17 protein-coding genes are annotated in these 19416 nt (G+C 72.8%); 11 read left to right on the top strand and 6 right to left on the bottom strand.

Annotated features, from left to right (window positions below; genetic code table 11):
• Positions 1-26: 26 nt before the first annotated feature.
• The 4 genes from BKA18_RS14975 to BKA18_RS14960 all read right to left on the bottom strand — a co-directional run bounded on the left by BKA18_RS14975 (position 27) and on the right by BKA18_RS14960 (position 3167).
• Positions 27-422: a GntR family transcriptional regulator gene (locus BKA18_RS14975; RefSeq protein WP_366046775.1), complete on the bottom strand. Its 396-nt coding sequence runs from the start codon at positions 420-422 to the stop codon at positions 27-29.
• A gap of 148 nt (positions 423-570) precedes the next feature.
• Entirely contained in the window at positions 571-1602 is a 1032-nt protein-coding gene (locus tag BKA18_RS14970; protein WP_366046776.1) for an ABC transporter permease subunit, read from the bottom strand.
• Positions 1599-2528, bottom strand: coding sequence for an ABC transporter ATP-binding protein (locus tag BKA18_RS14965; RefSeq protein WP_093483660.1), 930 nt, complete (start codon positions 2526-2528; stop codon positions 1599-1601). The genes BKA18_RS14970 and BKA18_RS14965 overlap by 4 nt, the downstream gene beginning before the upstream one ends.
• 150 nt (positions 2529-2678) lie before the next feature.
• Complete coding sequence (locus BKA18_RS14960) at positions 2679-3167, bottom strand: GNAT family N-acetyltransferase (RefSeq protein WP_366046777.1); 489 nt, start codon at positions 3165-3167, stop codon at positions 2679-2681.
• 67 nt (positions 3168-3234) lie between these two features.
• On the opposite strand from BKA18_RS14960, the gene BKA18_RS14955 reads away from it, so the two are divergent.
• Together BKA18_RS14955 and BKA18_RS14950 are read left to right on the top strand one after the other, a co-directional pair.
• On the top strand, positions 3235-4038 hold the full coding sequence (locus BKA18_RS14955) for an exodeoxyribonuclease III (RefSeq protein ID WP_366046778.1): 804 nt from the start codon (positions 3235-3237) through the stop codon (positions 4036-4038).
• 229 nt (positions 4039-4267) lie between these two features.
• Complete coding sequence (locus BKA18_RS14950; RefSeq protein ID WP_366046779.1) at positions 4268-4639, top strand: hypothetical protein; 372 nt, start codon at positions 4268-4270, stop codon at positions 4637-4639.
• A gap of 40 nt (positions 4640-4679) precedes the next feature.
• Here BKA18_RS14950 and BKA18_RS14945 read toward each other — a convergent pair whose 3' ends face one another.
• Entirely contained in the window at positions 4680-5483 is an 804-nt protein-coding gene (locus BKA18_RS14945; protein ID WP_366046780.1) for a MerR family transcriptional regulator, read from the bottom strand.
• A 224-nt stretch (positions 5484-5707) separates the two neighbouring features.
• Between BKA18_RS14945 and BKA18_RS14940 the strand changes: the two genes are divergently transcribed.
• The 4 genes from BKA18_RS14940 (at position 5708) to BKA18_RS14925 (ending at position 9465) form a co-directional block, all read left to right on the top strand.
• Positions 5708-7234 (top strand): flavin-containing monooxygenase, encoded by a 1527-nt coding sequence (locus BKA18_RS14940; RefSeq protein ID WP_366046781.1) that lies wholly within the window; start codon positions 5708-5710, stop codon positions 7232-7234.
• On the top strand, positions 7231-8208 hold the full coding sequence (locus BKA18_RS14935; RefSeq protein ID WP_366046782.1) for an alpha/beta fold hydrolase: 978 nt from the start codon (positions 7231-7233) through the stop codon (positions 8206-8208). The genes BKA18_RS14940 and BKA18_RS14935 overlap by 4 nt, the downstream gene beginning before the upstream one ends.
• Positions 8205-9086, top strand: a complete 882-nt coding sequence (locus BKA18_RS14930; RefSeq protein ID WP_366046783.1) for an SDR family oxidoreductase — start codon at positions 8205-8207, stop codon at positions 9084-9086. The genes BKA18_RS14935 and BKA18_RS14930 overlap by 4 nt, the downstream gene beginning before the upstream one ends.
• 136 nt (positions 9087-9222) lie before the next feature.
• Positions 9223-9465, top strand: coding sequence for a hypothetical protein (locus BKA18_RS14925; RefSeq protein ID WP_006605095.1), 243 nt, complete (start codon positions 9223-9225; stop codon positions 9463-9465).
• Between the two features lie 136 nt (positions 9466-9601).
• On the opposite strand, the gene BKA18_RS14920 is transcribed toward BKA18_RS14925, so the two are convergent.
• A complete protein-coding gene (locus tag BKA18_RS14920; protein WP_366046800.1) occupies positions 9602-12943 on the bottom strand; it encodes a S41 family peptidase in 3342 nt (1113 codons plus the stop codon).
• A 325-nt stretch (positions 12944-13268) separates the two neighbouring features.
• Here BKA18_RS14920 and BKA18_RS14915 point away from each other — a divergent pair, with 325 nt between their 5' ends.
• From BKA18_RS14915 to BKA18_RS14895, 5 genes are all read left to right on the top strand, one after another.
• Positions 13269-13844, top strand: coding sequence for a TetR/AcrR family transcriptional regulator (locus tag BKA18_RS14915; RefSeq protein ID WP_366046784.1), 576 nt, complete (start codon positions 13269-13271; stop codon positions 13842-13844).
• 116 nt (positions 13845-13960) lie between these two features.
• Positions 13961-16192, top strand: coding sequence for an MMPL family transporter (locus BKA18_RS14910; protein WP_366046785.1), 2232 nt, complete (start codon positions 13961-13963; stop codon positions 16190-16192).
• A 524-nt stretch (positions 16193-16716) separates the two neighbouring features.
• Positions 16717-17841, top strand: coding sequence for an energy-coupling factor ABC transporter permease (locus tag BKA18_RS14905; protein WP_366046786.1), 1125 nt, complete (start codon positions 16717-16719; stop codon positions 17839-17841).
• 1 nt (position 17842) lies between these two features.
• A complete protein-coding gene (cbiQ, locus tag BKA18_RS14900) occupies positions 17843-18604 on the top strand; it encodes a cobalt ECF transporter T component CbiQ (RefSeq protein WP_366046787.1) in 762 nt (253 codons plus the stop codon).
• Complete coding sequence (locus BKA18_RS14895) at positions 18592-19371, top strand: energy-coupling factor ABC transporter ATP-binding protein (protein WP_173909848.1); 780 nt, start codon at positions 18592-18594, stop codon at positions 19369-19371. The genes cbiQ and BKA18_RS14895 overlap by 13 nt, the downstream gene beginning before the upstream one ends.
• Positions 19372-19416 lie beyond the last annotated feature (45 nt).

Genomic DNA, 19416 nt, shown 5'->3' with positions numbered 1-19416 from the left:
GCTCACGGTCCGACGACGCCGCCCGGTCAGCCGTCGGGATAGCGCTCCTGGAGCACCGAGTTCACCAGCGCCCGGACGTCCTCCCGGTCCAGCCCCTCCGTATGGGCCCGGTTCATCCAGGCGCTCAGCTCCTCGCGCAGCTGGGCGTCGGCCGCGGAGGTGGGGCGGGCGAGCGTACGGCTGACGAAGGTGCCGAGGCCGGGGCGTGGTTCGACCAGGCCCTCGCGCTCGAGTTCGCGGTAGGCCTTCAGGGTCGTATTGGGGTTGACCTTGGTCGTCGCGGCGACCTGGGCGGCGGTCGGCAGGCGGTCGCCCTCCACCAGGATGCCCAACCGCAGGGCCTGCTGGACCTGTTGGACGATCTGGAGGTAGGTGGCGACGCCGCTGCGGCGGTCGATCCGGAACTCGACGACGCTCACCACCTCTCTGCTTCTTCCGCGGGTGCCGCGCTGCCCGACCGCTTGATGATCGGTCTGCCCGTGCCGGGTGTCAAAGCGCCGCCCGGTGCGGGTCGGGTGCGCGCGGCACCGGTGGGCCGCCGTCCGCTCCGGCCGCCGCGCGCCCGCCCGTTCAGAGCGGCCGCCGCTGCGCCCGCCACACCACGAACGCGAGCACGAGGACGGTCAGCGCCATCAGGATCCCCGCAGCCAGCCACTGCATCCCGGCCATCTGCCCGTAGTCGACGTACTGGGTCACGCGGTTGACGATGCCCAGTTTGGCCCGGCAGGCGCCGGTGTCGCCGGTGGTGCAGGTGCCGAAGCCGTAGAGCCTGCCGTCCGCGGTGGACACCCAGTCGTCCATCCGTACGGCGCCGGGCGGCAGATCGGGGCCGTTGCCGTCGTAGGGGTAGCTGACGCTGCGGAGGGTGCCCAGCCGGCCGCGCAGTTCCTCGGACCAGAGCACGGAGGTGACCAGGGCGAGGACGAGGGTGCCGGCCATGGCCGGCACCGCCCGCTTGACCAGCATGCCGAGCGCGATGCCGCAGACGGTCAGGAACAGCGTCCGGGCGACCGGGACGGGGCCGGTGCTCTCGAAGATCCCGCTGGTCAGCCAGTCGCCGTCCATGACGAGGAGGTGCGCCGGTGCCCACAGCCAGGTGAAGACGGCCGACAGCAGGGCGGTGCACAGCACCGCGACGGCCAGCGGCAGGCCGAGGGCGGCGGCGACCCAGCGGCCGCGGCTCACCGACTGGGTGCTGATCAGCTTGATGGTGCCGTGCTCCTGCTCCCCGGCGATCAGCGGGGCGCCGAGGAAGACGCCGAGCAGGACGGGCAGGTACGTCATCAGCTGGGTGCCGTCGCGGAACAGCCGGCCGTAGGCGTTCTCGAAGTCGGTGCTCAGGGTCCCGTGGCCGGCGGGGTCGGCAGGGCCGGCTCCGTGGGTGTGCAGAAAGTCCGTCAGGCCGGCGCGCTGGTAGGCGAAGACCGCGCAGCCCACGGCGGTGGCCAGCAGGAGGAGGCGCAGGACGGTGCGGTGCCGGCGCCACACCAGCCAGGGCAGACCGTGCAGCAGGGTGCGGCGGGCGGCGGGGCCGGCGGGGACGCTGCCGGGGTCGTCCGTCGCGTCCGCCGCCTGGGCGCCGGCGGTGCTCGTGCGCGTCATGCCGCGGCCTCCCCGGGGCCGTCGAGGCGGGCCTCGTCCGCGATCAGGCCGGGTGCGTCGGGCGAGCGCAGATAGCCGAGCAGGACCTCCTCCATGCTCGGTGACAGCGTCTCCCAGCCGTCCGAGACCGGTCCGCCGGGCCGGATCAGGGCGCTGAACTGCCGTCCGGTGATCCGGGCCTCGATCACGGTGTGCCGGCGCCGCAGCTCCTCGGGCACCCCGTCGTCGCCCTCGGCCACGCCCGTCACCAGCAGATGCGCCGGTACCAGCTCCTCGGTCTGGCCGGCCATCCGCAGCCGGCCCTCGGCGAGGACGAGGAGGTAGTCACACATGACCTCCATCTCGGAGAGCATGTGGGACGACATCAGCACCGTCGTGCCGTGTTCGGCGGCCTCGGCCATCAGCAGCCCCGAGAGCTCGTGCCGGGCGAGCGGGTCCAGGTCGGACATCGGCTCGTCGAGCAGCAGCAGCTCGGGCCGCTTGCCGAAGGCGAGGGCGAAGGCCACGCGGGTGCGCTGGCCGCCCGAGAGGGTGCCGATCCGGGCGGTGAACGGCACGTTCCCGGACCGGACGATCCGCTCGGCCAGCGCCTGGTCCCAGCGCGGGTTCAGCTCACGGCCCAGCCGCAGGGTCTCGGCCACGGTGAAGCGGGGGTAGAGGGGCTTGTCCTGGGCGAGGAAGGCGATCCGCTCCAGGACGGCCGGGTCGGAGACCGGGACGCCGAACAGCTTCAGGGTGCCGGTGGTCGGCTGCACCAGCCGGGTCGCGGTGCCCAGGAAGGTGCTCTTGCCCGCACCGTTGGGGCCGACCAGGGCGCAGATGTGGCCGGCGGGGAGCCGGAAGGAGCAGTCCCGCAGGGCCCAGCCGCCGCGGTACTTCTTCCCCAGTCCTTCGGCCTCGATGGCCCACGGGCTCGGGTCGCTCACCCGGATCCCCCCTTTAGCTAGTTCATTAGTGGAATGAGTATGGGGAGCGGCCCGGATGCCTGTCAACAAAAGATGCCCGTCAACAAGGGGCGGGAAGGCGCCGGGGCGGCCTCGAAGCCCGGGGGCCGGCGCCGTCCGCCCAGGTGCCTCTCAGTCGCGCTCCAGCAGCGATTTCGCCATGCACCGGCTGTCCTCGTAGGTCCGGTACAGCCCGAACTTCTTCTCGGCCATCACATAGCCGCTGGAGGCGTACAGCTCCAGCGCCTCGGGCTGCTTGGTGCCGGTCTCCAGCACCATCCGGGAGCGCCCCGCGGCCCGCGCGTCCGCTTCCAGGGCGGCCAGGATCCGCCGGGCCAGCCCCCGCCCGCGGGCCTCCTGGAGCACGAACATCCGCTTGATCTCGGCGTCGCCGACCTCGTACCCCTCGGCCGTGTCCTCCTGTCGCCGCCATCCGCCGGTGGCCAGCGGGCGGGTGCCGTCGTACGCGATCAGGTACGCGCCGTGCGGCGGGGCGAACATCTCCGGGGTGAGCGGGGTGATGTCGCCGTCGTCGCCGTAGCGCCGGGCGTACTCCTGCTGCACCAGGGCGTCGAGGGCGACCGCGTCGGGGTGGTCGTAGCGGGACGGGCGTATCTCCATTCCAGAAATCGTACGGGCGAGCGGGCGCGCGGCGCGATGAGGCGCCGGGGATGGGTATCGTGCCCGGATGCTCACCGTGACCTCTGTGAATGTGAACGGGCTGCGCGCCGCGGCCAGGAAGGGCTTCGTCCCGTGGCTGGCGGAGACCGCGGCCGATGTGCTGTGCCTGCAGGAGGTACGGGCCGAGACCGCCCAGCTCCCGGACGAGGTGCGGGAGCCCGCGGGCTGGCACACCGTGCACGCCCCGGCGGTCGCCAAGGGCCGGGCCGGCGTCTCGCTCTTCACCCGGCGCGAGCCGGAGCGGGTCCAGGTGGGCTTCGGGTCGGCGGAGTTCGACGGCAGCGGGCGCTACGTCGAGGCGGATCTGCCCGGCGTGACGGTCGCCAGCCTCTATCTGCCCTCCGGCGAGGTCGGCACCGAGCGGCAGGACGAGAAGGAACGCTTCCTGGCGGAGTTCCTGCCCTACCTCGTCGACCTGCGCAAACGCGCCGCCGCGGACGGCCGCGAGGTGGTGGTGTGCGGCGACTGGAACATCGCCCACCAGGAGGCCGACCTCAAGAACTGGAAGGCCAACCAGAAGAAGTCCGGCTTCCTCCCGGAGGAGCGCGCCTGGCTGACCGAGGTCCTCGACGAGCACCACGGCGGCTATGTGGACGTCGTCCGCACCCTGCACCCGGACACCGCGGGCCCGTACTCGTGGTGGTCCTACCGGGGCCGGGCCTTCGACAACGACGCGGGCTGGCGGATCGACTACGCCATGGCCACGCCCGGGCTCGCCGCGCGGGCGGTCAAGGCGTACGTGGAGCGGGCGGCCAGCCATGACCAGAGGTGGAGCGATCACGCGCCCGTCACCGCGGTGTTCGAACGGTAAGGCTTCGGGCGAACGGTAAGACTCCCGGCGAACGGTAAGGCTTCGGGCGAACCGTAAGACTCCGGACGACCCCGGACGGGCACCGCCGGCGAAGGACTGGTGAGGAACGGGTTTCCTGCGGGTCTCGCACGGTGGGCGTATGTGGCGCATGATCACCGGATGCCCTAGCGTGCGTCGCCGTGCACATGACACGGCGGTGATCCGCCGTCATTCAGGGGGTCTTTTCTTCATGCGTTCTGCCACCGTATTTCTGCTGCTTGCTGCCCTGCTCGGGGCCGCACCGGCGACGGCCGCGTATGCGGCGCCGTCGAACGACTCGGTCTCCTCCGTCGCGTACGGACAGGGCGGGAGCGGCAGTCACCGCGCTTCCAGCGGCCGTTACAGCGATCTCGGCAGGGCCGGCGTCAGCAAGGTCGCCTTCAAGAGCCGCCGCAGCTCCGGGACCAGCCGCCACAGCTTCGGGACGGGCACCAGCTCCCACGGCAAAGTGACGGAGTGGTGGGAGGTGATCCTTGTCCTCGTCGTCTTCCTCGGTTTCTTCGGCTACGTGGGCTACCTCGGTGTCAAGAAGGTGCAAGGGTTCTTCCGGCGGAACGCCTGACACCCGGGGCCGGTCCGCCGGGTGCGGTGCGCCTGCGGGCTCAGGTCCCCTCGCGCCCCTGCTCGCGCAGCCACTGCGCCACCTCCTCCCGGACCCGGCGGTCCATGGCCATGGCGAGTTCGGCCTCCACCACCCCCTTGGCGAGCGGGCGCAGCTTCTCGACGGTGCCGGCCAGCAGGTCGACGTCGTGCGGGGAGGGGCAGGCGCCGGTGTCGGTGCTCTCCAGGAGGCCGGAGAGGAGGTGGGTGCGGATGAGCGTGGTGAAGACGCCGGCCAGGGCGTCGGCGTGTGCCCGCACCTGGCGGCCGGCTTCGAGGACGGCGGCCAGCGGGACGCCCCGGCCGACGAGTTCGGTGGAGGCGTCCAGCAGCCGGCGGCTGATGTGCACGAACTCGTCGCCGTCGACGGCGAGATAGCCGATGTCCAGGGACGTGCTGAGGTTCTCGGCGGTGACGTCCTCGCTGAAGTGGTCGGCGAGCTCCTCGGGGGTCAGGCGGACCGGTGTCTCCTCGGACCAGGGCGGGACGAGAGGGTTCTCCATGCCGAGGAGTTCGCCCACGTCGCGGCCGGCCTCGAAGGCCGAGAAGAGCTCCGCGATGCCGCCGAGGGTGTGGCCGCGCTCCAGGAGGGCGCCGATGGTGCGCAGCCGGGCGAGATGGTGCTCGTTGTACCAGGCGATCCGGCCCTCGCGGCGGGGCGCCGGCAACAGCTTGCGCTCGCGGTAGAAGCGGAGCGTACGGACCGTGATGCCGGCCTCCCTGGCCAGGTCGGCCATGCGGAATTCGCGCGCCGGGGGGTCCGTCGGCCCGGGGTGCTCGTCCTGGGTGTGCTCGTTCGCTGCCACGGGGTTCAGCCTATGCCGGGGGGAGGGCGCCGGTCCTGGGTCCCGGACCGCGGGTGCGACCGGCGGTAACTTCCCGCCGTCCGACCCCTACCGCTCGGTACGCGGCTGCCCTACGCTCCCACTGTGCCAGTGATTGCTGGCACGGTTTTCGGGGGCGGCGGTGACGTCGGATGTCACGGCACCGAAGATGGCAGGGAAAAACGTCGGACTCGGGAGGCGGCGGGATGGCCGAGCACGAGCGCAGGCATGTGCGGGTTGCGGTGATCGGATCGGGCTTCGGTGGTCTGGGGGCGGCCGTCCGGCTGCGGCGCCAGGGCATCACCGACTTCGTGGTCCTGGAGCGGGCCGGCTCCGTGGGGGGCACCTGGCGGGACAACAGCTATCCGGGGTGTGCGTGCGACGTGCCCTCGCACCTGTACTCGTTCTCCTTCGCGCCGAACCCCGAGTGGCCGCGGAACTTCTCCGGACAGCCGCACATCCGCGCGTACCTGGAGCGGGTCACCGACACCTTCGGGCTGCGTCCGCACCTCCGGTTCCACTCGGAGGTGCGGAGCCTGCGGTGGGACGGCGCGGAGCTGCACTGGGAGATCGAGACGGCGAGCGGGCCGCTGACCGCGGATGTCGTGGTGTCGGCGACCGGGCCGCTGTCGGATCCCAAGCTCCCCGGCATTCCGGGACTGGACACCTTCCCGGGCAAGGTCTGGCACTCCGCGCGCTGGGACCACGACTACGCGCTGCGCGGCAAGCGCCTCGCGGTGGTCGGCACCGGCGCCTCGGCCATCCAGATCGTGCCGGCCGTCCAGCCCGACGTGGAGCGCCTCACGCTCTTCCAGCGGACCCCGCCCTGGGTGCTGCCGCGCGCCGACCGCAAGATCAGCGCGGCCGAGAAATGGCTGCACACCAAGCTCCCGGCGACCCGGGCCGCGCGCCGCCAGCTGCTGTGGAGCATCCGGGAGTTGCAGGTCAGCGCGTTCACCAAGCGCCCCAATGAGCTGGGCCTGCTGGAGTTGCTGGCCCGGAACCACATGAGGAAGGCCGTCAAGGACCCGGCGCTGCGGGACGCACTGACTCCCGACTACCGCATCGGCTGCAAGCGGATCCTGCTCTCCAACTCCTACTACCCGGCCCTGGCCCAGCCGAATGTGGACCTGGTCGCCGCGGGGCTCACGGAGGTGCGCGGGAGCACCCTCGTGGGGGCCGACGGGAGCCAGACGGAGGCCGATGCGATCGTCTTCGGCACCGGGTTCCATGTGACGGACATGCCGATCGCGCAGCGCGTCACCGGCGCCCACGGCACGACGCTGGCCGAGGAGTGGAAGGACGGCATGGAGTCGCTGCGCGGCACCAGCGCGGCCGGCTTCCCCAACTTCCTCACCCTCATCGGACCCAACACCGGCCTCGGGAACAGCTCGATGATCCTGATGATCGAGGCGCAGCTGAACTACCTGGCCGACTACCTGCGCCAACTGGACGTCCTCGGCGGGAAGATCGCGCTGAGCGCCCGGCCGTCCGCCGTACAGGAGTGGAACCGTACGATCCAGCGCCGGATGGAGCGCACGGTGTGGAACACCGGCGGCTGCGACAGCTGGTATCTGGACGCGAACGGCCGCAACACCACCGTCTGGCCGGGCACGACCGGGGAGTTCCGGAAGGCCACCCGGCAGGTCGACCTCGCGGAGTACGAGGTGCTGCGGCCGGCCCGCACCCCCGCGGACCGGACTCCCGGCACGGCCGCGGAGGCGGCCGCATGAGCCGCCGGCCCGCCCACCTCACCAGCGGCCCGTACGCCCCGCCGGTGCCGCGCAGCACGCTGACCGTCACCTCGGCCGACGGCGCCCGGCTGTACGCCGAGGTCCACGGCCCCGAGGACGCTCCGGCCGTCGTCCTGGCACACGGCTGGACCTGCTCGACCGCCTTCTGGGCCCCGGTCGTCCGCGAGCTGGCCGCCGACCACAAGGTCGTCGTCTACGACCAGCGGGGCCACGGCCGCAGCCCCGCCGCCCCGCCGGCCGGCCACAGCACCGGCGCGCTCGCCGACGATCTGGTCGCCGTCCTGGAGGCGGCGCTGCGTCCGGGCGAACGGGCCGTGCTGGGCGGCCACTCGATGGGCGGGATGACGATCATGGCCGCGGCCGGGCGGCCGCAGCTGCACGAGCGGGCCGCGGCCGCGCTGCTGTGCAGCACCGGCAGCGCCGATCTCGCCGCCGAAGCACGGGTGTTCGCGCTGCGCAGCCCGCAGGGACGCCGCCGTGCGCACCGTCTGCTGCTGCGCTCGCGCGCCCCGCTCGGCCCGATGACGCCGCTCACCCGGCGCGCCCTGAAGTACGCGACCATGGGCCCCGGCGCCACCGCCGAGCAGGTGGCGGCCTGCGCGCGCATCGTGCACGGCTGCCCGGCCGGCGTACGGGCCCGGTGGGGCGCGGTGCTGGCCGGGCTCGAACTCACCGGCGGCGCCGGCCGGCTGGAGCTGCCCACCGAGGTCCTCGCCGGCAGTGCCGACCGGCTCACCCCGCCGGTGCACGCCCGCCGGCTGGCGTCCGTCCTCCCCGACTTCCGCGGTCTGACCGAACTTCCGGGGCTGGGACACATGACGCCGATCGAGGACCCGGGCGCGGTCGCGGGACGGCTGCGCGCCCTCGTCCGGGACCAGCTGCCCACGACCGGCACCGAGGCCACCGACACCGCGCCCGGGGGCGGGCCGCAGACGAAGGAGAGCACGGCATGAGCGCACGCAGGAGTCTGGAAGGCCAGGTCGTCGTCGTCACCGGGGCGGCACGCGGGGTCGGTGCGCTGCTGGCCCGCAAGCTGTCGGCGCGCGGTGCGACGCTGGCGCTGGTCGGGCTGGAGCCGGACGAGCTGCGCGGCGTCGCGGCCGCCCTGCACGGCCCGGCGCATCACTGGCACGCCGATGTCACCGACCACGAGGCGATGGACCGGGTGGCGGGCGAGGTCAAGGACCGCTTCGGGAAGGTCGATGTGGTCGTCGCCAATGCCGGGGTGGCGACCGGCGGCCCGTTCGCGGACTCCGACCCGGTCGCCTGGAAGCGGGTCATCGAGGTCAACCTCATCGGCGGCGCGGTCACCGGCCGCGCCTTCCTGCCCCAACTCACCGAATCCCGCGGCTACTTCCTGCAGATCGCCTCGCTGGCCGCGATCACCCCGGCGCCGATGATGACCGCGTACTGCGCGTCCAAGTCGGGCGTCGAGGCGTTCGCGCACAGCCTGCGCGCCGAGGTCGGCCACCGCGGCGTACGGGTCGGCGTCGGCTACCTGAGCTGGACCGACACCGACATGGTGCGCGGCGCGGACGAGAACGACGTGATGCGCGAGCTGCGTTCCCGGCTGCCCTGGCCGTCGAACAAGACCTATCCGCTGGGCCCGGCCGTCGACCGGATCGTCGCGGGCATCGAGCGCCGCTCCGCCCATGTCTACGGGCAGTGGTGGCTGCGCGGGATGCAGTCGGTCCGCGGGTATCTGCCCTCGCTCATCGGGACGGTGGGCGGCCGGGAGGTGCGGCGGTTCGGGGAACGGCTGGACGGGATGCGGGTCGGGCTAATGGGCGCCGGCGGGGAGGCGGACGAGAAGGCGCGGGCCGGCCGGTGAGCGGGCGTGCGCACGGCCCGTGAGCGGCCGGGCGTCACGGAGAGTATCCGTTCGTGATCGAAATGCGAGCAATGTCCGGGCGTGTCACGCTGAATCGGGGTTATCACCCCCCTACACCCCACTAGGAGTGAACAGCATGGGCATCAAGGACCAGTTCCAGGACAAGGCCAACGAGCGCAGGGACCAGTCGCACAACGCCATGGGCGACTCTCGCGAGCAGGGTCACGAGCGCGGCCAGCGCAAGGACCAGGAGCGCGGCGGTCAGCGTCAGGACCAGGAGCGCGGCCAGCGTCAGGGCCAGCCGCGTGAGCGCGGCCAGCAGGGCCGTCAGCCCGCCCAGGACGCGATGGACGCGGCCGAGGGCCGCCACCAGAGCTGAGTCGGCACGTCCTGAACACCACGCGGGGCGACGTACGCGCCATGCGTGAGGGGCGCACCCGGTCGACCGGGTGCGCCCCACCGGTGTGCCGGTCCTCGCCGGTGCCTCCCGTAAGCCGGTGTGTCCCAGCTCCGGTTCAGCCTCCGGCCGCCTCCACCTCGTCCTCGCTGCGCGGCGGCAGCGGGGGCCGCCGCAGGTCCGGGACGTCCGACAGGTCCGGAGGCGTCGCCGCCGGATGCCGCTCCAGCAACTCCAGTGCCGTGCGCACCGCGACGCCCAGGGTCGGATGCCGGCCCTCGGCCCAGTGCAACGGCGAGCGCAGCGCCTCGATGTCGACCTCGACGCCGTGGTTCTCCACGCCCCAGCCGTAGAGCCGGAACCACGCGGCGTTCATCGGGACGGTGATGGTGGTGCCGTCGCCGAGGAGGTGCCGGCCGGTCATCCCGACCACCCCGCCCCAGGTGCGCATGCCCACCACCGGGCCGATGCCCTGGAGCTTGAAGGCCGCGGTGATCATGTCGCCGTCGGACGAGGTCATCTCGTCGGCCACCGCCACGACCGGGCCGCGCGGGGCGTTGCTGGTGTACGAGACGGGCTCGGCGTCGCGGGTCAGGTCCCAGCCCATGATGGTGCGGGTCAGCTTCTCGATGACCAGCTCGGAGATGTTGCCGCCCGCGTTGCCCCGGACGTCCACGATCAGCGCGGGCAGCGAGACCTCCTTGCGCAGATCGCGGTTGAACTGCGCCCAGCCGGAGCCGCCCATGTCGGGGATGTGCAGATAGCCGCACCGCCCGCCGCTCAACTCCCGTACCACCGCCCGGCGTTTGGCCACCCAGTCCTGGTAGCGCAGCGGCCGTTCGTCGACCAGCGGGACCACCGCGACCCGGCGGGCCGGGCCCTCGCCCTCGGGCGCGGAGAAGGTGAGCTCCACCGTGGTGCCGCCGGCCGCGGCCAGCAGCGGGGCCGGCCCGGCCAGCGGATCCACCCGGCGGCCGTCGATATGGGTCAGCGCCGCGCCCTCGCGGATGCCCGTACCGGCCAGCGGGGAGCGGGCCTTGGAGTCCGAGGACTCGCCGGGCAGGATTCGCTGCACCACCCAACTGCCGTCCCGGCACACGAAGTTGGCGCCGAGCAGGCCCATGGCGCGCTGGTAGTGCGGCGGCCCCTCGTTGCGCCGGGCGCCGGTGACGTACGCATGCGAGGTGCCCAGCTCGCCCAGCACCTCCCGCAGCAGATCGGCGAACTCGTCGGGGCTGGCGACCCGTTCGAGCAGCGGCCGGTACTGCGCGAGCACCCCGTCCCAGTCGATGCCGCACATCCCCGGGTCCCAGAAGTACGCCCGGACGATCCGGCCCGCCTCCTCGTACGCCTGGTGCCACTCGGCCGCCGGATCGACGTCGTGCAGGATGCGCCGCAGATCCAGAAAGACCGTGGAATCGCTGTCCGGCGGCTCGGTCGCGGGCACCGCACGCAGCTCGCCCTCGTCGTTGACGACCAGCCGGGAGCCGTCGCCGCTGAGCGCGAACCCGTCCAGGGAGCTGGTGAGTTCGGTGCGCCGGGCCTTGGTCAGATCGAAGTGTTCGAGGGTGGGCCGGCCCGAGGTCTCGGCGGGGTTGGCGAAGGTCTCGCCCAGCGCGCCGGAGATCGGCCAGCGCAGCCAGACCAGTCCGCCGCCGCTGACCGGCTCCAGGGACGAGTACTTGGACGCCGCCACCGGGAACGGGGTGACGCGGTTCTCCAGCCCCTCCACCTCCACCAGCACCGGCCCCTCACCGGGCGCGGGTGGATTCTCGTCCGGGTCCAGGCCGCCCGCCGCCGGCCGCCCCTCCGGGGACAGCGCGAAGGGGGAGGGGGTCGCCGACGACAGCGGGACGAGATACGGGCGGCAGCCCAGCGGGAACGACAGATCGCCGGTGTGCACGTCGTAGACCGGGTCGAAGCCGCGCCAGGACAGGAACGCCAGATAGCGGCCGTCGCGGGTGAACACCGGCTGCTCGTCCTCGAAGCGGCCGTTGGTGACGTCCACGATGTGCCCGTCGGACAGCCGGGCCATCCGGATCTGCCGCAGCGTACGGCCGATGCCGGGGTGCGACCAGGTCAGCCAGCGCGAGTCGGGGGAGAACGCCAGGTCGCGGACCGGGCCGTTGGCGGAGCGGACCAGCTCGGTGACCGTGCCGTCGGCCGGCCCCTCGCCGGTGCCGCCCTCCTCCTCCGGGCGGGCCACCGCCACCAGCAGCAGCCGGCCGTCGTTGGCGGCCACCGCGAGGCGGTCACCGTCGGGCGAGGCGGTCATCTCGTGGACCCGGCCCAGCTCACCGGCGGCCAGCCGCCGGGGCTCGCCCGGTTCGCTGGCCCGCGGCAGATCGGTGATCTCGATCGCGTCCTCGCCCTCGGCATCGGTGAGGTAGGCGATCCGGCCGGTGGAGCCCAGCATTTCGGGCAGCCGGACCCGTACGCCCGGGGTGTCGTGGATGGTGCGGGCCGGGCCGTCGCGGTGGGTGAGCCAGTACAGGCTGCCGCGGATGCCGACCGCGCTGGCCCGCCCGGTGGTGTCCACCGCGAGCGAGGTCACGTGCGAGGCGGCCGGGACCTGGTACGTCCGCCGGCCGGCCCGCGGACCTCCCAGGCGCACGGCCAGCTTGCGCGGCACGGCCTCCGGGCTCAGATCGTCGATCAGCCAGAGGTCGCCGGCGCACTGGTAGACGATGCGGGAGCCGTCGGTCGAGGCGTGCCGGGCGTAGAAGTCGGCGTGGTCGGTGTGCCGGCGCAGATCGGTGCTGTCGGGCAGGCAGGAGTAGACGTTGGCGATGCCCTCGTGGTCGGAGAGGAACGCGATCCGGCCGTCGACGAACATCACCGAGTCGAGATGCCCGTGCAGATCCGGCATCAGCCGGGTGCCGTGCAGCCACATCCGCCCCGTCGCACCGCCCCGGTAGCGCTTCCAGGAAGCGGGTTCGTGCGGCGGCTTGCCGGTGAGCAGCAGGGTGCGGCGCTCGCCGTCGACATCGGTGACCGCGATGTCGGAGACCGGCCCCCAGGGCAGCTTGCCGCCCGTGCCGCCGTCGGTGGGCACGTTGTAGGCCCACGAGTAGTACGAGAACGGCTGGCCGTGCGAGGAGACCGCGAGGACATGGGCGTTGCCCTCGTGGTCGGGCGGCGTCCAGCCGCAGACCCGGGCATCGGTGCTGCCCCAGTACGTCAGCCGGCGGGCCGGGCCGCCCTCGACCGGCGCGAGATGGACCTCCGGGTCGAGGCTGCGCCAGGACGTGAAGGCGATGTGCTGCCCGTCGGGGGAGAAGCGGGGGTGGCCGACGCGGGTGCGGTCCACGGTCAGCCGCCAGGCGCGGTCGGCCTCCCGGCCCTCCGGGGCGAGCGGGGCGACCCACAGATCGTCCTCGGCGGCGAAGCAGAGCAGTTCGCCGTGCAGATGCGGATAGCGCAGATACGAGCCGGCGGGCGGGCCCGGGGTGGCGGGCATGCGGCGCAGCCGTCCGCGAGGCCCCGCGGGGTTCGGCTCCGGGCGCGGCCCGACGGCCTCGGGTGCATCGCTCATGCCGAAACCTCGCTTCGCTCGGCCCCGCATTCGCGAGGCGCGCACCTCTTCATGGTTCGCTCGCTGCCCTCGCTCACGCCCCCATCGTTTCGGGACGGGCGAGCCGCGGCAAGTCGGTCGGGTGATGCAGACCACTTTCGAAACGGTTCCGTTTCGCTGAACCTGTCGCTACGGTCGAGGTGTACGAAACCGTTTCGTTCGCAATCGACGGGGCGGCGCCGCTGATACGGTCCGGACGGAGGTGTGTGCCATGGGACGCAGCCGGCTGACTCCCGAGCGGGAGGCCGAGCTCTACGACGCCGTACTCGACCTGCTGCGCGAGGTCGGCTACGACGCTCTGACCATGGACGCCGTCGCCGCCCGTACCCGCTCCAGCAAGGCCACCCTCTACCGCCAGTGGCAGGGCAAGCCGGAGCTGGTGGCCAGGGCGCTGGGGCGCTGCAAGCCGGTCAGCGCCCGCGATGTCGACACCGGAACGCTGCGCGGCGACTTCGCCGAACTGGTGCGCCGCGCCGGCGAACACGGAAAGGTCGAGAAGGACGCCGCGCTGATGCGCGGTCTGGGGATGGCCATCCACGGCAACCCCGATCTCCACCAGGCCCTCCGTGACGTGCTCCTCGACCCCGAGGTGACCGGACTGAACGCGATCCTGCAACGCGGCATCGACCGGGGGGAGATCGCGGCCGACTGCCCTGCGCTGCGCTTCATCCCGCACCTTTTCGTCGGTGCGCTCATCGCCCGTGGGCTCATCGAGGACCGCCCCGCCGACGGTGCGTTCCTGTCCGCCTATCTCGACGCCGTGATCTTCCCCGCCCTCGGCGTCTGACCCACCCAACCCGCCCGACCCTGCACCTCCAGCCTCCGTACCCGGCACGCCGCTCTCGTCGCCGGGGCGATGGCGCACGCCTCCATACCCTTCTCACGACGGGAGCACCCGGTCTCGTGGCCACTTTCCTCTACAAGCTCGGACGCCTCGCCTTCCGGCGGCGCCGCTTCGTCGCCCTCATATGGGTGGCCCTGCTGGCCGTCGCCGGCGTCGGTGCCGCCACCTCCGCCTCCCCCGCCGCCGACTCCTTCTCGGTCCCCGGCACGGAGGCCCAGCGCGCCTTCGACCTGCTCGACCAGCGGTTCCCCGGCGGGAATGCGGACGGCGCCACGGCTCGGGTGGTCTTCCAGGCCCCCAAGGGCGAGACGATGAAGGACCCGGCGAACAAGGCGGCCGTCGAACGCACCGTGCGCGCCCTGCAGTCGGGCTCCGGGCAGGTCGACCGGGTCGCCGACCCGTACGCCGCCAAGACCCTCAGCAAGGACGCCCGCACCGCCTACGCCCAAGTCACCTACAAGGTCACCGGGTTCGAGCTGACCGACGCCTCCAAGGACGCCCTCAAGGACGCGGCCAAGGACGGCCGGAAGGACGGGCTGACGGTCGAGGTCGGAGGCAACGCGCTGCAGGCCGTCCCCGAGACGGGGTCCACCGAGGTCATCGGCATCGCGGTCTCCGCCGTGGTCCTCGTCCTCACCTTCGGCGCGCTGATCGCGGCCGGACTGCCGCTGCTGACCGCGCTGATCGGCGTCGGCATCGGCGTCTCCACCATCACCGCGCTGAGCAGCGCACTCGACCTGTCCAAGACGACCTCGACGCTGGCGATGATGATCGGCCTCGCGGTCGGCATCGACTACGCCCTGTTCATCGTCTCCCGCTACCGCGCCGAACTCACCGAGGGCCGGGAGCGGGAGGAGGCCGCCGGACGTGCGGTGGGCACCGCGGGCTCCGCGGTCGTCTTCGCCGGGCTGACCGTGGTGATCGCGCTGGTCGGCCTCATGGTCGTCAACATCCCGATGCTGACGAAGATGGGCCTGGCTGCGGCGGGCACCGTGGTCATCGCCGTACTGATCGCGCTCACCCTCATCCCGGCGCTGCTGGGCTTCGCGGGGAAGCGGGTGCTGCCCCGCAAGGCACGCGCCGCGAAGGGCGCCGACGGGCAGGGCGCCACGAGCGCCGCCGGCCGGCCCAACATGGGCACCCGCTGGGCGCGGTTCGTGCTGCGCCGCCCGGTCACCGTCCTCCTCACCGTGGTGCTCGGCCTCGGCGCCGTCGCGATCCCCGCCGCCTCGCTGGAACTCGGCCTGCCGGACGACGGTACGCAGCCCACCCACACCACGCAGCGCAAGGCGTACGACCTGCTGTCGGACGGCTTCGGCCCCGGCTTCAACGGCCCGCTGCTGCTGGTCGTCGACGCCCGGGACGCGCACCAGGGGCAGAGCGCCAAGTCCGCCGCCGCGCAGGTCGCCAAGGAGGTGCGCGCCCTCGACGACGTCGCCGTCCTCACCCCGCCCACCTTCAACAAGGCCGGCGACACCGCCACGTTGACCGTCGTCCCGAAGTCCAAGCCCAGCAGCGCCGCGACCGAGGACCTGGTCCATGACATCCGGTCGACGACGGCCGGCATCGCGACGGACACCGGCGCGCGGACCCTGGTCACCGGCACCACCGCGATGAACGTCGACGTCTCGCAGAAGCTCAATGACGCCCTGGTGCCCTACCTGGCGCTCGTCGTCGGCCTGGCCTTCCTCCTCCTGATGGTCGTCTTCCGCTCGGTGCTGGTCCCGCTCAAGGCGGCCCTCGGCTTCCTGCTGTCGGTGGTGGCGGCGCTCGGCGCGGTGGTCGGGGTCTTCCAATGGGGCTGGCTGGCCGACCTGTTCGGGGTCGAGCAGACCGGACCGATCATGAGCATGATGCCGATCTTCCTGGTGGGTGTGGTCTTCGGACTGGCGATGGATTACGAGGTCTTCCTCGTGACCCGGATGCGCGAGGCCTTCGTGCACGGCGAACGCCCCGGCGAGGCCGTCGTCACCGGCTTCCGGCACGGCGCCCGGGTGGTCACGGCCGCCGCGGTCATCATGATCAGCGTCTTCGCCGGCTTCATCGGCTCCTCCGACTCGATGATCAAGATGATCGGCTTCGGCCTCGCCGTCGCCGTCTTCTTCGACGCCTTCCTCGTCCGGATGGCCCTGGTGCCCGCCGTCCTGGCCCTGTTGGGCCGCGCGGCCTGGTGGCTGCCGCGGTGGCTCCAGCGGATCCTGCCCAATGTGGACGTCGAGGGCGAGGGCCTGCGCGAACAGCCCACCGCCGAACCGGACGGGCACACCTCGCGTACACCGGTCCGCGTCTGACGGGCCGTCACCGCGCCGGCCGGCGGCCACCCGCCACCGGCCGGCGCACCGAGACCTCCGGGGCCGCTGTATGAGCGGAGCGGCACCCCGGAGTGGGGCGCCCGCCCGTGGGGACGGGAGCGGCGCACCAGAAGGGCCCGGCAACGGCCTCCCCGTGGGGACGGGGGCCGTTGCCGGGCCGTCCGTTGCCACTGACGGCCTGGGCCGCCAGGCCGCCACCCGTGGCACGAGAAGCGGTGAGGTGGGGGTGCGGGAGAGCTTCCCGGGGCGCTTCGCCATGACCGTTTCTCCGGGCCTGCACTTCGGCCGGGGCGTCTCGCTCATCCGGCAGCAGGCCGTCGCGAGGAGATCCTCTGCTTCCAGTCTCCGCTCGTTCGCACGCATGTGCCACAGGGGGGCGGTGTCCAGCTGGGACCCCGTGCGTGCGCCGCCGTGGCGGTTTCGCATCATGGGTGCTCTTGCAACATATTTGCAGGAGCCGCCACCATGGGGGCGCTGCAGAGCCTGAAGCGGAGAACCCTGAGATGCACGTACCCGATGGATTCATCGATGCGCCGGTGTCGGTGGCGACCGGTGCGGTCGCCGCGGCCGCGATCGCGGTCAGCCTGCGCGGCGCCCGGCGGGAACTGGCGGGTGCGGCGCAGGGCGGCGGCACGGGTGCCGAGCGCACGGCGCCGCTGGCCGGACTGGTCGCGGCGTTCATCTTCGCCGTGCAGATGCTGAACTTCCCGGTCGCGGCCGGCACCAGCGGGCATCTGCTGGGCGGTGCGCTGGCGGCGATCCTCGTCGGCCCGTACACCGGTGTGCTGTGTGTCTCCGTCGTGCTGCTCATGCAGGGCGTGCTGTTCGCCGACGGCGGGCTGACCGCGCTCGGCGTGAACATCACCGACATGGCGATCGTGACGACCGTGGTCGCCTACGCCCTGTTCCGCGGGCTGGTGCAGGTGCTGCCGCGCCGGCGCCGCTCGATCACCGTGGCCTCGTTCGTCGCCGCACTGGTGTCGGTGCCGGCCGCCGCGGTGGCCTTCACCGCCCTCTACGCGCTCGGCGGGACCGCGGACGTGCCGATCGGCAAGGTCTTCGCCGCCATGGTGGGCGTGCATGTGCTGATCGGCATCGGCGAGGCGGCGATCACCGCGCTGACGGTCGGTGCCGTCATCGCCGTCCGTCCCGACCTGGTCTACGGCGCGCGCGGCCTGACCGCCCCGCTGGAACTGCGCACCTCGCCGCTCGCCGCCCCGGACGGGGAGCCGGCCGCCGAGCCCGTCCCGGCCGCCGCGTCCGCCGCCGCACCCCGCCGCTCCGTCCGCCGCGTCTGGCTGGCCGGGCTGGCCGCCGCCCTGGTGTGCGCCGGCGGCCTCAGCTACTACGCCTCCGCCAGCCCCGACGGCCTGGAGAAGGTCGCCCAGGACCAGGGCATCGACGCCAAGGCCAGGGACCACGCCGCCAAGGACTCCCCGCTCGCCGGCTACAGCGTCAAGGACATCACCGACCCGCGGCTGGCGGGCGGCCTCGCCGGCGTCATCGGCGTCGGTGCGACACTCGCCGCGGGAACGGGCGTGTTCGTCGTCCTGCGCCGCCGCCGGAGCGCCGGCGCGGGCGAGGCCGCAGCGCCGGCCGCCGAGCGCCCGACGCCGGAGCAGGTCTGAGATGGGCGCGGGTCACACCCACAAGCTCTACCGGCACGGGCACTCGCCGGTCCACGCGCTGCCCGCGCACTGCAAGATCGCCGCGGTCTTCTGCTTCGTGCTCATCGTCGTCTCCACCCCGCGCGAGGCGCTCTGGGCGTTCGGGCTCTATGCGCTGCTGATCGCCGCTACCGCCGCAGCCGCCCGCGTCCCCGCCGGATTCCTCCTCAAACGACTCCTCATCGAGGTGCCGTTCGTCGCCTTCGCCCTGCTGATGCCGTTCGTCGCCGAGGGCCCGCAGGTCCATGTCGGCGGCCTGAGCCTGAGCGCCTCCGGTCTCTGGGGCGCCTGGAACATCCTCGCCAAGGGGACGCTGGGCGTCGCCGCGTCCGTCCTGCTCGCCGCCACCACCGAACTGCGCGAACTCCTGCTGGGCCTCCAGCGCCTGCGGATGCCCCCGCTGCTCGTCCAGATCGCCTCCTTCATGATCCGCTACGGCGATGTGATCACCGACGAGATGCGCCGGATGCGGATCGCCCGGCTCTCCCGCGGCTTCGAGGCGCGCGGCCTGCGCCACTGGGGCGTGCTCGCCAAGTCCGCCGGCGCGCTGTTCATCCGCTCCTACGAGCGCGGTGAGCGGGTCCACCTCGCCATGGTCAGCCGGGGCTACACCGGCACCATGCCCGTCATCGACGCCACCACCGCCACCCGCGCACAATGGAGCCGCGCGGCCGCCCTGCCGTTCGCCGCGCTCGCCGTCTGCCTCCTGGGATGGACCCTTTGAGCACCACCACGCCCGCACCCGCCCCCTCCCTCGCCGTCTCCCGGCTCGCCTACGCCTACCCCGACGGCCACCAGGCGCTCTTCGGCGTCGACCTGACCGTCGGCCGCGGCGAACGCGTCGCCCTCCTCGGCCCCAACGGCGCCGGCAAGACCACCCTCGTCCTCCACCTCAACGGCATCCTCGAAGCGGGAGCCGGCACCGTCGCGGTCGCCGGGCTCCCGGTTGCCAAGGAGAACCTCGCGGAGATCCGCCGCCGCGTCGGCATCGTCTTCCAGGACCCCGACGACCAGCTGTTCATGCCCACCGTCCGCGAGGACGTCGCCTTCGGGCCGGCCGCCGCGGGCCTGCGCGGCGCGGAACTCGACGCCCGCGTCACCGAGGCACTCACCCGGGTCGGCATGGCCGACTTCGCCGACCGCCCCCCGCACCACCTCTCCTTCGGGCAACGCCGCCGGGTCGCGGTCGCCACGGTCCTGGCGATGCGCCCCGAGATCCTCGTCCTCGACGAGCCCTCCTCCAACCTCGACCCGGCCTCCCGCCGTGAACTCGCCGACATCCTGCGGTCGTTGGACGTCACCGTCCTGATGGTCACGCACGATCTGCCGTACGCGCTGGAGCTGTGCCCGCGGTCCGTCGTGCTCTCCGGCGGCGTGCTCGTCGCCGACGGCACCACCCAGCAACTGCTGTGCGACGAGGACCTGATGCGCACCCACCGCCTGGAGCTCCCCTTCGGCTTCGACCCGCGCTCGGTCGACGTCCCGCTGTGACCCACCGCGGCGCCCGGGCCGTGTGACGAACGCCACCCGCCACCG

The organism is Streptomyces auratus (genome assembly GCF_050433025.1).
In the GTDB taxonomy this organism is placed as follows: Bacteria; Actinomycetota; Actinomycetes; order Streptomycetales; family Streptomycetaceae; genus Streptomyces; species Streptomyces sioyaensis.
Note: the sequence above shows the minus strand (reverse complement) of the source record. Positions and strands in the feature narration are given on the sequence as shown.

Coding starts and splice junctions, on each gene's coding strand:
- BKA18_RS14960 (WP_366046777.1), bottom strand. CDS start 3,167: ATGGAGATACGCCCGTCCCGCTACGACCACCCCGACGCGGTCGCCCTC.
- BKA18_RS14920 (WP_366046800.1), bottom strand. CDS start 12,943: ATGCCCGCCACCCCGGGCCCGCCCGCCGGCTCGTATCTGCGCTATCCG.
- BKA18_RS14930 (WP_366046783.1), top strand. CDS start 8,205: ATGAGCGCACGCAGGAGTCTGGAAGGCCAGGTCGTCGTCGTCACCGGG.
- BKA18_RS14940 (WP_366046781.1), top strand. CDS start 5,708: ATGGCCGAGCACGAGCGCAGGCATGTGCGGGTTGCGGTGATCGGATCG.
- BKA18_RS14970 (WP_366046776.1), bottom strand. CDS start 1,602: ATGACGCGCACGAGCACCGCCGGCGCCCAGGCGGCGGACGCGACGGAC.
- BKA18_RS14935 (WP_366046782.1), top strand. CDS start 7,231: ATGAGCCGCCGGCCCGCCCACCTCACCAGCGGCCCGTACGCCCCGCCG.
- BKA18_RS14895 (WP_173909848.1), top strand. CDS start 18,592: ATGGACCCTTTGAGCACCACCACGCCCGCACCCGCCCCCTCCCTCGCC.
- cbiQ (WP_366046787.1), top strand. CDS start 17,843: ATGGGCGCGGGTCACACCCACAAGCTCTACCGGCACGGGCACTCGCCG.
- BKA18_RS14925 (WP_006605095.1), top strand. CDS start 9,223: ATGGGCATCAAGGACCAGTTCCAGGACAAGGCCAACGAGCGCAGGGAC.
- BKA18_RS14955 (WP_366046778.1), top strand. CDS start 3,235: ATGCTCACCGTGACCTCTGTGAATGTGAACGGGCTGCGCGCCGCGGCC.
- BKA18_RS14950 (WP_366046779.1), top strand. CDS start 4,268: ATGCGTTCTGCCACCGTATTTCTGCTGCTTGCTGCCCTGCTCGGGGCC.
- BKA18_RS14905 (WP_366046786.1), top strand. CDS start 16,717: ATGCACGTACCCGATGGATTCATCGATGCGCCGGTGTCGGTGGCGACC.
- BKA18_RS14915 (WP_366046784.1), top strand. CDS start 13,269: ATGGGACGCAGCCGGCTGACTCCCGAGCGGGAGGCCGAGCTCTACGAC.